Below are 13917 nucleotides of genomic sequence, written 5' to 3' on the forward strand. Positions count from 1 at the left end.
CCCCTGCGCCCGCGTGTGTCTACTGCTTGACGCAATGGCCGACCACTTGCTGCTCCGCGGCAGTCAGAGTGGAGGCGGGTGTCTGGTTCTGCGCCTCGGCGTTGCGGCGCTCTTCGTCCTTCTTGCAGGCGGAGACCTGGACGCCGAGCTCGTCGATCTTCTCGCGGGCCGCTTCGAGGCTGCTTTCGCTGATGGTGGCCTCGACCAGCTTCCGCTTGAAGGGCGGCAGGTACTTCAGTTCGATGTCGGGGCGGTCGGTCTCCACCTTGGAGAGCTCCAGCGGGCCGAGCTTCTGGCTGATGCCGCGGAAGAGCGCGACGTGCTCGCCCTTGACGCCGACGTAGAACTGGGTCTGGGTCCAGCGCCAGCCGGCGTAGAGGCCGCCGCCGATGACGCCGGCGACGAGGAGCAGGGTCAGCGTACGCGTGGTCCACTTGCGCCCTTTGCTGCGGCGCCTGCGGGGGTGGTCGTACGTGTCCTCGTAGCCGGAGTCGTTGTCGTAGCCGTCGGCTTCGCCGAAGCTGCCGTAGCCGCCGCCGGCACCGCCCTGGCCCGGGTCGGAGTAGCCGTAGCCGCCCTGCTCGCCGCTGCCGGGGGGGCCGAAGGCGCCGGCGGGCGGGCCGGCCTGGCGGCCGAGGCCCGAGGCGCGGCCGGCCGGGGTCTGCATGGCGTTGCCGCCGTCGAAGAGCTGGTGCTGGTTCTCGGCGACCGCACCGACGACGACCGGGGTGTCGCTGACCTGGGCGGCGAGGGTGTCCCCGCTGTCCGTGTCGAGGACGTCGGCGACGATGCAGGTGATGTTGTCGGGTCCGCCGCCGCGCAGGGCGAGCTGGATGAGCGACTGAACCGTCTCGCGGGGGCCGTGGTAGTCGGCGAGGGTCTCCTCCAGGGTCTGGTGGGAGACCACGCCGGAGAGCCCGTCGGAGCAGATGAGGTAGCGGTCGCCGGCGCGGACCTCGCGGATGGAGAGGTCGGGCTCGACGATGTCGCCGCTGCCGAGCGCTCTCATCAGCAGCGAGCGCTGCGGGTGGGTGGTGGCTTCCTCTTCCGTGATGCGGCCCTCGTCGACGAGGCGCTGCACCCAGGTGTGGTCCTGGGTGATCTGGGTGAGGACGCCGTCGCGCAGCAGGTAGGCGCGGGAGTCGCCGACGTGGACCAGGCCGAGGCGCTGACCCGTCCACAGCAGCGCGGTCAGGGTGGTGCCCATGCCCTCGAGCTGGGGGTCCTCCTCGACCATGACGCGCAGCTGGTCGTTGGCGCGCTGCACGGCCGTGGCGAGGGAGGTGAGGATGTCGGAGCCCGGGACGTCGTCGTCGAGCTGCACGAGGGTGGAGATCACCTCGGAGCTGGCGACCTCGCCGGCGGCCTGGCCTCCCATGCCGTCGGCGATCGCGAGGAGGCGCGGGCCGGCGTAGCCGGAGTCCTCGTTCCCCTCGCGGATCATGCCCTTGTGCGAACCGGCGGCGAACCGCAGGGACAGACTCATGCGCACCTGCCCAGTCGACGCTTCCTCCGGGTACAACCGGTCTCGAGCCACACTGCCCACCCTCCGGTCGGGAGCGTGCTCGGGTCCGTGTCCTCGGTGGGACGGATCGCCGACGCGCGCTCGCTCCGCTCGCTCATTCTCGTACTACTTCCGCAGCTCGATGACGGTCTTGCCGATGCGGATCGGGGCGCCCGGCGGAATGGGCGTCGGGGTGGTCAGCCGGGTCCGGTCGAGATACGTGCCGTTGGTGGACCCGAGATCCTCGACGATCCACTGGCCGTCCCGGTCGGGGTAGATCCTGGCATGGCGGCTGGACGCGTAGTCGTCGTCCAGCACGATCGTGGAGTCGTGTGCCCGGCCGAGCGTGATCGTCTGTCCCGCGAGGGCGACCGTGGTGCCCGTGAGGGTGCCCTCGGAGACGACGAGCTTGGTGGGCGCACCGCGGCGCTGGCGCTGCTGCGGCGGCGCGGCCTGGCGGCCGGCCTGCTGCGGGGCGCTGGTGGCGCCGCCGCGGCGGGAGCCGCGCTGGGTCACTCTCGTTCCGAAGAGGTCGCTGCGGATGACCTGGACGGCCACGATGACGAACAGCCACAGAACGGCTAGGAAACCCAACCGCATGACCGTCAGGGTCAGCTCTGACATTGCCCCCGCTTCACCCTTCGGCTTGCCGGTAAATGATGGTCGTGCTGCCCACGACGATCCGCGAGCCGTCGCGGAGCGTAGCGCGGGTGGTGTGCTGCCCGTCCACCACGATGCCGTTGGTGGACCCGAGATCCTGGATCGTCGAGGGCGTTCCGGTCCGGATCTCACAGTGCCGGCGCGAGACGCCGGGGTCGTCGATCCGCACGTCGGCTTCGGTGCTTCGGCCGAGTACGAGCGTGGGGCGCGAGATCTGGTGGCGGGTGCCGTTGATCTCGATCCAGTGGCGCCGCGGGGCGCCTGCGGACGGTACGGGTGCGACCGGGCCGGGCCCGGCCGCGACCGGCCTGCGCGCGCCGGATCCGCCGGGTCCGCCCGGGGGCGGGCCGGCGGGCATGGGCGGGGCGGCGACCGGGGGGTACCCGTATCCGCCCTGCTGCTGGTTCTGGGGTGCCTGACCCTGTCCCGCCTGCGGCTGGGAGGTGCTGGAGGCGAGGGTGCGGCTGCGGACCCGGTAGAGCCCGGTGTCGAGGTCGTCGGCCTTCTCCAGGTGGACCTTGATGGGGCCCATGAAGGAGTAGCGCTGCTGCTTGGCGTAGTCGCGGACGAGGCCCGCGAGCTCGTCGCCCAGCTGCCCGGAGTAGGGGCTGAGGCGATCGTAGTCGCCGGCGCTGAGCTCGACGATGAAGTCGTTGGGGACGACGGTCCGCTCGCGGTTCCAGATGGTGGCGTTGTTGTCGCACTCCCGCTGGAGGGCTCCGGCGATCTCCACCGGCTGGACCTCGGACTTGAACACCTTGGCGAAGGTGCCGTTCACCAGACCTTCGAGTCGCTGCTCGAACCGCTTCAGAACTCCCATGGGGCACCTCCTCCGTCGTTGTCGCCCTGTACTGCTTACTGATCGTATCCACGCGTGGCGGATTCGGGTGGTTCCCCATCGGTCCTGCGTGGACGAGTGTTGGTCCTCACAAGGATCGTAGGGGCGCTCCAGGGACAGTGTCCCGCACCGGGCGGGGAGTACGGGAGGGGCCGGTGCTCAGAGGGGTGCGGGGGTGCCGGGAAAGCGATGTGAAACCACCCCGCCCGCCGTGCTAATGTTTCGACGTCGCCAGGGGAACGGCCCGAAAGGGAAGAACCACTGGGACGCTGCTCGGGCGAGTGGCGGAACGGCAGACGCGCTGGCTTCAGGTGCCAGTGTCCTTCGGGACGTGGGGGTTCAAATCCCCCCTCGCCCACATCGACGAATCGGTCGTCATCGCGCAAGCGGTGGCGGCCGATTCGTGTTTTCCCGGCCCATCTGCCGTTGTGCGGTGGGTGATCCAGGACACGTGGCCGGCGGTCGGCCGTCCGACTTTCGTCGTGGGAGGCGCGACGAAAGAGGGCGGTCGGGGGCGGGGGCGGGTGTCTAGGGTCGGTCGCGTGGATGCGAAGGCGATGGCGCGGGACGGGTGGGACTGGCTGAGGGGGCCCGAGCCCTGGACCCGGCGGATGCTCGTGGGGGACCTGGCGCTCGGCGGGATATTCGCCGTGCTCGGGCTGGGGGTGGAGGAGCTCGGCAACGGGTCCGGGCGGCGGATGGTGCTGGGCGCCGTGGTCGCCGTCGCGCTGACGCTGCTGCGCCGTCGGCTGCCGGCGGCCACGTTGGTGCTCGGGTCGGCCGCGGGGGCCGTGATGCCCGGGGTGTTCCTCGTCACCGGGCTGCTGGGCTGGTCGGCGGGGCGCAGGATCGTCGGGGTGGGCCGGGCGCTGGCCGCCTTCACGCTGGCCTTCGTCGCGGCGGTGGGCTTCAGCGTGTGGGACCAGTGGTCGCTCCAGCGGACCCTGCTGGTGATCGTGTTCTCCACGCTGATGTACCTGGCGATGACGGTCATGCCGGGTCTGGCCAGCCGGTACTGGTCGCAGCGCCGGACGCTGCTGCGCGCGCTCCAGGAGCGCAACGGGCAGCTGCTGCGCGAGCGGACCATGGTCGAGGGGCAGGCGAGGCTGCGCGAGCGGCAGCGGATCGCCCAGGACATGCACGACAGCCTCGGACACCAGCTGGCGTTGATCGCCGTGCACACCGGTGCGCTGGAGGTGGATCCGGAGCTCACCGACCGCCAGCGCGAGGCGGTGGGCGTGCTGCGGCAGGCCTCGGTGTCGGCGATGCACGAACTGCGCGAGGTCGTCGGCATCCTGCGCGACGGCGTGGAGGCGCCGGACCCGGTGGAGGAGGCGCAGCCCGCGGCGCGCGGGGTGGCCGGCATCGCGGGGGTCGTGGAGGCGGCGCGGGGCTCGGGGACCGATGTGCGGATGACCACCGCGGGGCAGCCGAGGCCGCTGGTCGCGGCCTGCGACCACGCGGCGTACAGGATCGTCCAGGAGGCGCTGACCAACGCCTACAAACACGCTCCGGGGGCGCCGATCACGGTGGAGCTGCGGTACGAGGACGACTCGCTGGTGGTGGAGATCGCCAACGGGCCCGCGGCCGCTCCGCCCGCCGGTGAGGTGGTGTCGGGCGGGCAGGGACTGACGGGGCTGCGCGAGCGGGCGCGGCTGGTCGGCGGGATGGTCTACGCGGGCACGGCGGAGGGCGGCGGCTTCCGGGTGGCGGGCGTGCTCCCGTACGGGGCGGAGCCGGCCGGGCTGGTGGAGGACGTGGCCGACGACTTCGGGCAGCAGGCGCGTCCCCATGCGCTGGGTCTGCAGGGTGCGCCGCCGATGGACTGGGCGGCGGTGGACCGGGAGCTGGCCGGGCGGGCGCGCAGCCGGACCGGGGGGATCGCGCTGGGCTGCGGGATCGCCTTCGCGGCGGTGGTGCTGCTGGTGATCGTGATCGGCGCCGGGGTGGCGCTGTTGGTGGGCTCGGTGAACAACGCGATGATCGACCGGGCCGAGTTCGACGAGGTGCAGCTGGGCGAGTCCGAGACGGCGGTGCGCGAGCGGCTGCCGGACGGGGACAGCATCCTGACGGCGGGGGTGGACCGCAAGGGCCCCGAGCGGCCGGCGGGCACGACGTGTCTGGCGCTGCTGTCGTCCGAGGACTCGCCGGATCTGGCCACGGATACGGTTTTCCGGTTCTGCTTCAAGGACGGCAAGCTCGTGGACAAGCAGGCATACGAGGTCAAGCAGTAGGAGCGCGGGTGACAGCCAAGGTGATCCGAGTGGTGATCGCTGATGACGAGCCGCTGATCCGGGCCGGGATCAGGATGATCCTGACCTCGGCGCAGGACATCGAGGTCGTCGCGGAGGCGACGAACGGCAGGGAGGCCGTGGACCTGGCCCGCGCGCACGCGCCCGACGTGGTGCTGCTGGACATCCAGATGCCGGTGATGGACGGGCTGACCGCGCTGGGGGAGCTGGGGCGGGCCGCGCCGGAGGTGCGGACGCTGATCCTGACCACCTTCGGCGAGAAGGAGAACGTTCTGCGGGCGCTGGGTCAGGGCGGTGCGGGCTTCCTGCTGAAGGACACGGCGCCCGGCGAGCTGATCGGCGCCGTCCGGGCCGCCGCGGCCGGGGACGCGTACCTCTCGCCGGCGGCGACCCGGCACGTGGTGGACCAACTGGCCTCGGGCAAGGCCGTCGGACGGGGCGAGGAGGCCCGGCGCCAGGTCGCGGAGCTGAGCGAGCGGGAGCGCGGGGTGCTGGCGCTGCTGGGAGAGGGGCTGTCCAACGCGGACGCGGGCCGGCGGCTGCACATGAGCGAGGCGACTGTGAAGACGTATGTGAGCCGCATCCTTGCGAAGTTGGGGTGCGAGAACCGGGTCCAGGCGGCGCTGCTGGCCAGGGACGCCGGGCTGTAGATACGGTCAGCCCGTTCCACAGGCGATCACGTACGGGCAGGGGCGGGGCGGATGACGGCGGTAGCGGTGGCGGGGCAGCGGATACCGGTGGTGGCGGGGTTCGTGCCCCGGGTGGCGGCGGGTTCCGCGGCGAGGTCCGCGGTGGGTTCCGCGCAGGGATCGCCCAAGGGCTCTCCGAGGGAGGCGGGCAAGGCGCTGCGCGGCCGCGTGCCGCGGTCGGCACACGCCGCCTTCGAGGCGCCGGCCGGACGCCCGGACGCCGTGCGGGCGGTGGAGGAGTCCAATGCCGGACGGGTTCCCGAGCTGGCGCCGATACGGGTGGGCCGGATGGCCGCGAACCCCTTCGCCTTCCTGCGCGGGGCGGCCGGGCTGATGGCCCACGACCTGTCCGGCGGCCCGGTGACCGGGGTCGGCGCGCAGATCTGCGGCGACGCGCACGCGGCGAACTTCGGGCTGTACGGGGATGCGCGCGGCCGCCTCGTCATCGACCTGAACGACTTCGACGAGACCGTGTTCGGTCCGTGGGAGTGGGACGTGAAGCGGCTGACGACCTCGCTGGTGCTGGCCGGGCGGGTGGTCGGCGCGGACGAGGACACCTGCCGGGCGGCCGCGCTGGACGCCGTGGGCGCGTACCGGCGGACCATGCGGCTGCTGGCCAAGCTGCCCGCGCTCGACGCGTGGAACGCCATCGCGGACGAGGAGCTCGTCTCGCACACCGATGCCCGCGATCTGCTGGGCACCCTGGAGCGGGTCTCGGAGAAGGCCCGCAACAACACCTCCGCCCGGTTCGCGGCCAAGTCCACCGAGGCCGGGCCGGACGGCGGCCGCCGCTTCGTCGACGCGCTGCCCGTGCTGCGGCGGGTCGGGGACGGGGAGGCGGCGGCCGTGGCGGCCGCGCTGGGCCCGTACCTGGAGACCCTCCCGGGCGACCGGCTGCCGCTGCTGGCCCGGTACGCGATCCACGACGTGGCCTTCCGCGTGGTGGGCACCGGGAGCGTCGGAACCCGTTCGTACGTGGTGCTGCTGCTGGACCACCGGGGCGAGCCGCTGGTGCTCCAGGTGAAGGAGGCGCGGCCCTCGGTGCTGCTGCCGCACCTGCCCGCGCTGGGCTTCACCTCTCCGGCGGAGGAGCACGAGGGCCGGCGGGTGGTGGCCGGGCAGAAGCGGATGCAGGTGGTCTCGGACATCCTGCTGGGCTGGACCACGGTGGAGGGCCGGCCCTTCCAGGTGCGGCAGTTCCGCAACCGCAAGGGCAGCGTGGACCCGGCGGCGCTGGCCGTCGACCAGCTCGACGACTACGGCCGGATGACCGGGGCCCTGCTGGCCCGGGCGCACGCGCACAGTGCCGATCCGCGGCTGCTGGCCGGGTACTGCGGGAAGAACGAGGAGCTGGACGAGGCGATGGCCGCCTTCGCGGTGGCCTATGCCGACCGGACCGAGGCCGATCACGCCGATCTGGTGGCGGCGGTGCGGGGCGGCAGGATCGCCGCGGAGTTCGGGGTCTGACCGGTCGCCTGCGGCGGGCTCGGAGGGTTCGGAGGGTTTGGTGGGTTCGGCGGGGTCGGTGGGTTCGGTGGGGTTCCGCCCGGGCGATGTTTCACGTGAAACAGGGCCCGGGCGGGTGGGCCGTAGGCTGGCCGGGTGAGCGAGCAGACCGAGCAGCCTGACAAGACCGAGCAGCCTGAGACGGCTGAGCGTCCCGAAGCACGTCTGGAGCGGGCCGTACGGGCCGCCGAGCAGGCGCTGATCGAGTTCGAGATCGCGGTGGAGACCTTCCGGGTCGAGGTGGAGAACTTCTCCCGCCTGCACCACCAGAAGCTCGGGCCGATGTACTCGCGGCTCGACGAACTGGACGCGCTGATCGCCGAGGCGAGGGCGGCGCGCACCGGGGATCCCGAGGACCTGCGGCGGGCGCGGGACGCGCGCTCGCTGGTCATGCCGATGCCCGGGGTCGACGAGCTGTTCCACGACTGGATGGACTCGGACGGGATCGCCGACGACGCGGCCTCGATGCTCACCGAGCGGCCCGTGCGGCCGCCGGAGCGGGTGCGGCCCACGGAGGAGGTCCGCCGCCTGTACCGCGAGCTGGTCCGCCAGGCCCATCCGGACCTGGCCCAGGACGAGGCGGAGCGGGGGCGGCGGGACGCCTTCATCGCGCGGGTGAACGCCGCGTACGGGCGGGGCGAGGAGCAACTGCTGCGCGACCTGGCCGAGGAGTGGGCGGCCGGTCCGGCTCCCGAGGAGGCGGCGCCGAGCGAGGGCGAGGAGCTCTATGCCCGGCTGGAGTGGCTGGCGCGGCGCAAGGAGCTGTTGGCGCTGGTCGCGCGGGAGCTGGAGGACAGTGCGATCGGGTCGATGCTGAGGATGGCGCCGGAGGATCCGGATCGGCTGCTGGAGGAGATCGCGGAGCAGTTGCTTGCGCAGGTCTCCGAGCGGGAGGCCGAGCTGGCCGCGGAGCGGGCCGCTGCCGCGGGGTGAGGTCGGGCTGCGCCCGGGCTCCTGGGGCTCCGCCCCAGACCCCGCGCCTCAAACGCCGGCGGGGCTGGATCTGGCCCCGGCCGAGGGCACGGGTGCGGGCACAAGATTCGGGGCTCCGCCCCGGACCCCACGCCTCAAACGCCGGCGAGGCTGGATTTGCCGGTGTAGGGCTGGATTCGGGGTCGGATAGGTTGGCAAGAGATCTGTTACGAGAGAAGGCGACCACACTATGAACTTCGGACCGCTTCCCTCGGTGGACGCCGCCGCGGTGCCCTCCGAAGGCTTTGTCCTTGACGTCCGGGAGGACGACGAATGGGCTGCCGGGCATGTCGAGGGGGCTCTGCACATTCCGATGAGCGACTTCGTCGCCCGGTTCGGTGAGCTGACCGAGGCCGTCGAGGACGGTCGGCGGGTGCACGTGATGTGCCGGGTGGGCGGGCGTTCCGCGCAGGTCACCCAGTACCTGGTGCGCCAGGGCGTCGACGCCGTGAACATCGACGGCGGGATGCAGGCGTGGGACGGTGCCGGGCGCCCGATGGTGGCGGACAGCGGGAACCCGGCCTTCGTGCTGTAGGTCCCCGTCAGGCGAGGGGGTGGGCGGCCAGCAGGTCGCCCAGGGCCTCCTCGTGGGCGGCGGCCGGGCCGAGCTGGAGTTCCAGTTGCTTGGCCCAGGCGTGGTAGCGGTGCAACGGGTAGTCGGTGTCGGCGCCGAAGCCGCCGTGCAGGTGCTGGGCGGTCTGTACGACCCGGCGTACGCCCTCCGAGGCCCAGATCTTGGCGACCGCCACGTCGCCGGCGCTCGGGAGCGGGCCGCCGGCGCCGTCGGTGGCCGCGTCGAGCCGCCAGGCGGCCTGCCAGAGGGTGACCTCCATGGCGCGCAGGTCGATGTAGCGGTCGGCGGCCTGCACGGCGACGGCCTGGAACGTGGCCACCGGGAAGCCGAACTGCTCGCGCTTGCCGGTGTACTGGCTGGTCATGGTGAGCACGCTTTCGCCGAGGCCGAGCGCGAGCGCGCAGGTCCCGGTGGCCAGGAGCTGGCGCAGGTGCTCCCATGCGCCGGGGGCCTCGATCAGGTGCGTGTCCGGCACCCGTACGCCGGCCAGGGTCAGTTCGGCGAGGCGTTCCCCGCTGGTGGAGTACTGGTCGGCGAGTGCCAGGCCCTCGGTGGTGCGCGGGACGAGGGCGAGGACGGCCTCGCCTTCGCCGGTGTGGGCCGGGACGGCGATCCAGTCGGTGTTGTGCGCCCAGGGGACCGCGGTCTGTGCCCCGTCGAGGATCCATCCGGTCCCGTCGCGGCGGGCGGTGACGGCGAGTTCGGCCGGGTCGTGGCCGGTGCGGCCGTGGGCGGCGGCGGTCAGGACGAGGCTGCCGCGTCCGGCGCCGGGCAGCAGGGCGGCGGCCAGTTCGGGGCTGCCGTGGGCCTGGACGGCCATGGCGGTGGCGCAGTGCTCCAGCAGCGGTACCCGGGCGAGCACCTTGGCGGCCTCGCGCAGCACCAGGCACAGGGCGATGGCGTCCAGGCCGGCGCCGCCGTGCTCCTCGGCGAGGACCAGGCTCAGCAGGTCGGAGGCGGCGAGCTTGGCCCACAGCGGGCGGTCGAACTCGTCGGCGACGGCCCCGGGGGTGAGCGCGGGGCTGGGCACGCCGTCGGGCGCGACGTCCGCGAACACGGCCCGGGCCGCCTCGACGGCCGCCTGCTGCTCCTCGGTGAAGGTGAAGTCCACTGCCTGTCCTCCCGCGCGCATTCAGGTCTGACGGTGCGTCAAGATAGAACACGTTCCTGAAATTGGACAGGGGGGAGGAGGGAGGGAGCGGGCTCGGGGCACTCAGCGGTCGAAGTCGATCTCCACTTCCTCCGTCACCGGGTGCGACTGGCAGGCCAGCACGAACCCGGCCTCCGTCTCCTCCGCCTCCAGCGCGAAGTTCCGGTCCATCCGGACCTCGCCCGTCACCAGGAACGCCCGGCAGGTGCCGCACACGCCGCCCTTGCAGGCGTACGGGGCGTCCGCGCGGTTGCGGAGCACCGCGTCCAGCAGGGATTCCCCGTCCCGGACGGGCCAGGTGCCGGAGCGCCCGTCGAGGCGGGCGGTGACCCGCCCGTGCGAGGGGGCCGTGGCAGCCGCGGGGGCCTTCACCGTGGTGTCCTCGACGTGGAAGATCTCCTCGTGCACCCGGGTCCGTACGACGCCGAGCGCGGCCAGCGCCCGCTCCGCGCCCTGCACCAGGCCGTAGGGGCCGCACAGGAACCAGCCCGTCACCTCGGCGACCGGCAGCAGCGCCGGCAGCAGGGCGGTCAGCCGCTCCTGGTCCAGGCGTCCGGACGGCAGGCCGGCCTCCTGCTCCTCCCGGGAGAGGACCGTCACCAGCTGGAACCGGTCCGGATGGCGGTCCTTGAGGTCGGCGACCTCCTCCAGGAACATCGTCGACGCCGCCGTACGGTCGCTGCGGACGAGGCAGAACCGGGCGTCGGGCCGCGCCGCCAGCAGCGAGGCGGCGATCGACAGCACGGGGGTGATCCCGCTGCCGCCGACGATGGCCGCGTAGTGCCCGGCTGCCGGGGCGGCGGCCGGCTCCAGCACGAACCGGCCGGCCGGGACCATGACGTCCAGCACGTCGCCGGCGGTGATCTCCTTGTGCGCGAAGGTGGAGAACTCGCCGCCCTCCACCAGCCGTACGCCGACCCGCAGCTCCGCCGGGCCCGGGCCGTCCTGGGCCGGGGCGGGGGAGCAGATCGAGTAGGTGCGCCGGACCTCCTCGCCCTCGGGGGCGGTGCGGCGCAGGGTCAGGTGCTGGCCGGGGGCGTGCCGGTAGTCCTCGCGCAGTTCCTCGGGGACCCGGAGCGTCAGGGCGACCGAGTCGTCGGTGAGCCGGTCGACTGCCGCCACCGTCAGCGGGTGGAACGCGCCGTGGCGGGGTGCGGCCATCTACAGCTCCTTGAAGTGGTCGAACGGTTCGCGGCAGGCGGTGCAGCGGCGCAGCGCCTTGCAGGCGGTGGAGGAGAACCGGCTGAGCAGTTCGGTGTCGGTCGATCCGCAGTGGGGACAGCGGACCGACAGGGTGACGGGGACCGGCCCGCCGGCCGCGTGCGGGCGCGGCGGGGCGATGCCGAACTCGGCGAGCTTGCGGCGGCCTTCGGCGCTGATGTCGTCGGTGGACCAGGCGGGGGCCAGCACGGTGGTGACCCGCACGTCCGCTATGCCGTGCCCGGTCAGGACCCGCTCGATGTCGGCGGACATGGCCTCGATGGCGGGGCAGCCGGTGTAGGTGGGGGTGAGGGTGACCTCGACGTGCCCGTCCTCGTGCATCCGCACCCCGCGCATGACGCCGAGCTCGGCGAGGCTGAGCACGGGCAGCTCGGGGTCCGGGACGGATCCGGCGAGCTCGGCCAGCTCCGTCTCCAGGCGGGTCATCGCGGCGCCGGCGGTCACCATGACGCCCCCGGGTGGCTGCGGTGCAGGTGCTGCATCTCGGCGAGCAGCCGGCCGAACGGCTCGGTGTGCAGGCCCTGGCGACCGGCTCCGGCCGCCCAGGCGCCGGTGCGCGGCCCCTCGGGCAGTGCGAGACCGGCCCGCTCCAGTACGTCGGTCAGCGCGGCCAGCCAACGCCCTTCCAGGGCGGCCCAGTCCACGCCGTCGATGCCTTCCACCGGCTCGAACATCTCGCCGGTGTACTTCCACAGCGCGTCCAGGGCGGCCCGCATGCGGCGCGTGCTCTCCTCGGTTCCGTCGCCGAGGCGCAGGGTCCACTGCTCGGCGTGGTCGCGGTGGTACGCGGTCTCCTTGACGGCCTTGGCCGCCAGCGGCGCGAACGGGCCGTCCCCGCGGGACAGTTCCCCGTAGAGCTCGTGCTGGTAGAAGGAGAAGTAGAGCTGGCGGGCGATGGTGTGGGCGAAGTCGCCGTTCGGCTGCTCCACCAGCTGGAGGTTGCGGAAGGAGCGCTCCTCGCGCAGGAACGCCAGCTCGTCCTCGTCGCCGGCCATGGACAGCAGGAGGCGGGCCTGGCCGAGGAGGTCGAGGGCGATGTTGGCGAGGGCGACCTCCTCCTCCAGGACGGGGGCGTGACCCGCCCACTCGCCGAGGCGGTGGGAGAGGATCAGCGCGTCGTCGCCGAGGGCCAGCGCCGCCGACTGGGCGACATCGGTGCTGGTCACAGGTGGCTCACCCCCTCCGGGATGTCATAGAAGGTGGGGTGCCGGTACGGCTTGTCGGCGGACGGGGCGAAGAAGGGGTCCCGCTCGTCGGGCGAGGAGGCGGTGATCTCGGTGGAGGGCACCACCCAGATCGAGATGCCTTCGCCGCGCCGGGTGTAGAGATCGCGGGCGTTGCGCAGGGCCATCTCCGCGTCGGGGGCGTGCAGGCTTCCCGCGTGCGTGTGCGAGAGGCCGCGCCGCGAGCGCACGAACACCTCCCACAGTGGCCAGTTCTGCGTCATGCCCGTGCCTCCTCGTTCTGTCCGGCGGTCTCGCCGGCGTGCTGTGCCGCGTGCTTCGCAGCCCGCTTCTCGGCCTGCTTGGCGTCCTGCTTCTCCGCATACGCCGCGGCTGCGTCGCGCACCCAGGCGCCTTCCTCGTGGGCCGTGCGCCGCTGGCCGATCCGCTGCTCGTTGCAGGGACCGTTGCCCTTGAGCACGTTCCAGAACTCCGTCCAGTCGATGGCGCCGAAGTCGTGGTGCCCGCGCTCCTCGTTCCACTTCAGGTCCGGGTCGGGCAGGGTCAGGCCCAGCGCCTCCGCCTGCGGGACGGCGATGTCCACGAACCGCTGGCGCAGCTCGTCGTTCGAGTGCCGCTTGATCCGCCAGGCCATCGACTGCGCCGAGTGCGCCGACTCGTCGTCCGGCGGGCCGAACATCATCAGCGAGGGCCACCACCACCGGTCGACCGCGTCCTGCGCCATGGCGTGCTGGGCCTCGGTGCCCTGGGAGAGGGCCATGAGGAGCTCGAAACCCTGGCGCTGGTGGAAGGACTCCTCCTTGCAGATCCGGACCATGGCACGCGCGTACGGCCCGTAGGAGCAGCGGCAGATCGGCACCTGGTTGGTGATCGCCGCGCCGTCCACGAGCCAGCCGATGGCGCCGACGTCCGCCCAGGTCAGGGTCGGGTAGTTGAAGATCGAGGAGTACTTCTGCTTGCCCGCGTGGAGCTTGTCGAGCAGCTCGTCGCGGCTGGTGCCCAGGGTCTCGGCGGCGCTGTACAGGTACAGGCCGTGGCCCGCCTCGTCCTGCACCTTGGCCATCAGGATCGCCTTGCGGCGCAGCGAGGGCGCGCGGGTGATCCAGTTGGCCTCGGGCTGCATGCCGATGATCTCGGAGTGGGCGTGCTGGGCCATCTGGCGGACCAGGGACGCGCGGTATTCGTCCGGCATCCAGTCGCGCGGCTCCACGCGCTCCTCCGCCGCGACGGCCGCGTCGAAGGCCGCCGCGAGCTGTGCTCCCAGGTCAGCCGTCATCCCTGTCCCATCCGTCCTGTCTGTCCCGAGGGCCGTGTCCGGCCCCGTTTCCGGGGTCACTGCCACCATCCCGGCCCCCTGTCAGAGTCCG

14 protein-coding genes and 1 tRNA gene are annotated in these 13917 nt (G+C 72.7%); 6 read left to right on the forward strand and 9 right to left on the reverse strand.

Annotation, left to right across the window (positions count from 1 at the left end):
• Positions 1–19: 19 nt before the first annotated feature.
• The 3 genes from ACFWBN_RS01385 to ACFWBN_RS01395 all read right to left on the reverse strand — a co-directional run bounded on the left by ACFWBN_RS01385 (position 20) and on the right by ACFWBN_RS01395 (position 2984).
• A complete protein-coding gene (locus ACFWBN_RS01385) occupies positions 20–1486 on the reverse strand; it encodes a PP2C family protein-serine/threonine phosphatase (RefSeq protein WP_385168648.1) in 1467 nt (488 codons plus the stop codon).
• Positions 1487–1630: 144 nt separating this feature from the next.
• A complete protein-coding gene (locus ACFWBN_RS01390; RefSeq protein ID WP_215014477.1) occupies positions 1631–2128 on the reverse strand; it encodes an FHA domain-containing protein in 498 nt (165 codons plus the stop codon).
• Positions 2129–2138: 10 nt separating this feature from the next.
• Positions 2139–2984: an FhaA domain-containing protein gene (locus ACFWBN_RS01395; protein WP_385168652.1), complete on the reverse strand. Its 846-nt coding sequence runs from the start codon at positions 2982–2984 to the stop codon at positions 2139–2141.
• 293 nt (positions 2985–3277) lie between these two features.
• Between ACFWBN_RS01395 and ACFWBN_RS01400 the strand changes: the two genes are divergently transcribed.
• The 6 genes from ACFWBN_RS01400 to ACFWBN_RS01425 all read left to right on the forward strand — a co-directional run bounded on the left by ACFWBN_RS01400 (position 3278) and on the right by ACFWBN_RS01425 (position 8956).
• Positions 3278–3360: transfer RNA gene (locus ACFWBN_RS01400), tRNA-Leu, on the forward strand.
• 199 nt (positions 3361–3559) lie between these two features.
• On the forward strand, positions 3560–5236 hold the full coding sequence (locus tag ACFWBN_RS01405) for a sensor histidine kinase (RefSeq protein ID WP_385168933.1): 1677 nt from the start codon (positions 3560–3562) through the stop codon (positions 5234–5236).
• 8 nt (positions 5237–5244) lie between these two features.
• A complete protein-coding gene (locus tag ACFWBN_RS01410; protein ID WP_385168655.1) occupies positions 5245–5904 on the forward strand; it encodes a response regulator in 660 nt (219 codons plus the stop codon).
• 51 nt (positions 5905–5955) lie between these two features.
• Entirely contained in the window at positions 5956–7410 is a 1455-nt protein-coding gene (locus tag ACFWBN_RS01415; protein ID WP_385168658.1) for a DUF2252 domain-containing protein, read from the forward strand.
• A 135-nt stretch (positions 7411–7545) separates the two neighbouring features.
• A complete protein-coding gene (locus ACFWBN_RS01420) occupies positions 7546–8382 on the forward strand; it encodes a hypothetical protein (protein WP_385168661.1) in 837 nt (278 codons plus the stop codon).
• Between the two features lie 229 nt (positions 8383–8611).
• Positions 8612–8956 carry a rhodanese-like domain-containing protein gene (locus ACFWBN_RS01425; protein ID WP_385168664.1) on the forward strand — a complete coding sequence of 115 codons (345 nt, stop codon included), beginning with the start codon at positions 8612–8614 and terminating at the stop codon, positions 8954–8956.
• A gap of 7 nt (positions 8957–8963) precedes the next feature.
• On the opposite strand, the gene ACFWBN_RS01430 is transcribed toward ACFWBN_RS01425, so the two are convergent.
• The 6 genes from ACFWBN_RS01430 to paaA form a co-directional block, all read right to left on the reverse strand.
• Positions 8964–10106 (reverse strand): acyl-CoA dehydrogenase family protein, encoded by a 1143-nt coding sequence (locus tag ACFWBN_RS01430; protein ID WP_385168667.1) that lies wholly within the window; start codon positions 10104–10106, stop codon positions 8964–8966.
• A gap of 102 nt (positions 10107–10208) precedes the next feature.
• Positions 10209–11306 (reverse strand): 2Fe-2S iron-sulfur cluster-binding protein, encoded by a 1098-nt coding sequence (locus ACFWBN_RS01435; protein WP_385168670.1) that lies wholly within the window; start codon positions 11304–11306, stop codon positions 10209–10211.
• On the reverse strand, positions 11307–11813 hold the full coding sequence (paaD, locus tag ACFWBN_RS01440) for a 1,2-phenylacetyl-CoA epoxidase subunit PaaD (RefSeq protein ID WP_385168673.1): 507 nt from the start codon (positions 11811–11813) through the stop codon (positions 11307–11309).
• Positions 11807–12532, reverse strand: coding sequence for a 1,2-phenylacetyl-CoA epoxidase subunit PaaC (gene paaC / locus ACFWBN_RS01445; protein ID WP_385168676.1), 726 nt, complete (start codon positions 12530–12532; stop codon positions 11807–11809). Before paaC ends, paaD begins: the two co-directional genes overlap by 7 nt.
• Positions 12529–12813 carry a 1,2-phenylacetyl-CoA epoxidase subunit PaaB gene (gene paaB, locus ACFWBN_RS01450; protein ID WP_030009045.1) on the reverse strand — a complete coding sequence of 95 codons (285 nt, stop codon included), beginning with the start codon at positions 12811–12813 and terminating at the stop codon, positions 12529–12531. The genes paaC and paaB overlap by 4 nt, the downstream gene beginning before the upstream one ends.
• A complete protein-coding gene (gene paaA, locus ACFWBN_RS01455) occupies positions 12810–13895 on the reverse strand; it encodes a 1,2-phenylacetyl-CoA epoxidase subunit PaaA (protein ID WP_385168679.1) in 1086 nt (361 codons plus the stop codon). Before paaA ends, paaB begins: the two co-directional genes overlap by 4 nt.
• Between the last annotated feature and the right edge of the window lie 22 nt (positions 13896–13917).

It is taken from the genome of Streptomyces sp. NPDC059989 (genome assembly GCF_042736975.1).
In the GTDB taxonomy this organism is placed as follows: Bacteria; Actinomycetota; Actinomycetes; order Streptomycetales; family Streptomycetaceae; genus Streptomyces.

Bases quoted from the DNA above. Each gene is read 5' to 3' on its own strand.
- ACFWBN_RS01435 (WP_385168670.1), bottom strand. From the start codon at position 11,306: ATGGCCGCACCCCGCCACGGCGCGTTCCACCCGCTGACGGTGGCGGCA.
- paaD (WP_385168673.1), bottom strand. From the start codon at position 11,813: ATGGTGACCGCCGGCGCCGCGATGACCCGCCTGGAGACGGAGCTGGCC.
- ACFWBN_RS01425 (WP_385168664.1), top strand. From the start codon at position 8,612: ATGAACTTCGGACCGCTTCCCTCGGTGGACGCCGCCGCGGTGCCCTCC.
- paaA (WP_385168679.1), bottom strand. From the start codon at position 13,895: ATGGTGGCAGTGACCCCGGAAACGGGGCCGGACACGGCCCTCGGGACA.
- ACFWBN_RS01395 (WP_385168652.1), bottom strand. From the start codon at position 2,984: ATGGGAGTTCTGAAGCGGTTCGAGCAGCGACTCGAAGGTCTGGTGAAC.
- ACFWBN_RS01390 (WP_215014477.1), bottom strand. From the start codon at position 2,128: ATGTCAGAGCTGACCCTGACGGTCATGCGGTTGGGTTTCCTAGCCGTT.
- paaB (WP_030009045.1), bottom strand. From the start codon at position 12,813: ATGACGCAGAACTGGCCACTGTGGGAGGTGTTCGTGCGCTCGCGGCGC.
- ACFWBN_RS01405 (WP_385168933.1), top strand. From the start codon at position 3,560: ATGGCGCGGGACGGGTGGGACTGGCTGAGGGGGCCCGAGCCCTGGACC.
- ACFWBN_RS01415 (WP_385168658.1), top strand. From the start codon at position 5,956: ATGACGGCGGTAGCGGTGGCGGGGCAGCGGATACCGGTGGTGGCGGGG.
- ACFWBN_RS01385 (WP_385168648.1), bottom strand. From the start codon at position 1,486: ATGAGTCTGTCCCTGCGGTTCGCCGCCGGTTCGCACAAGGGCATGATC.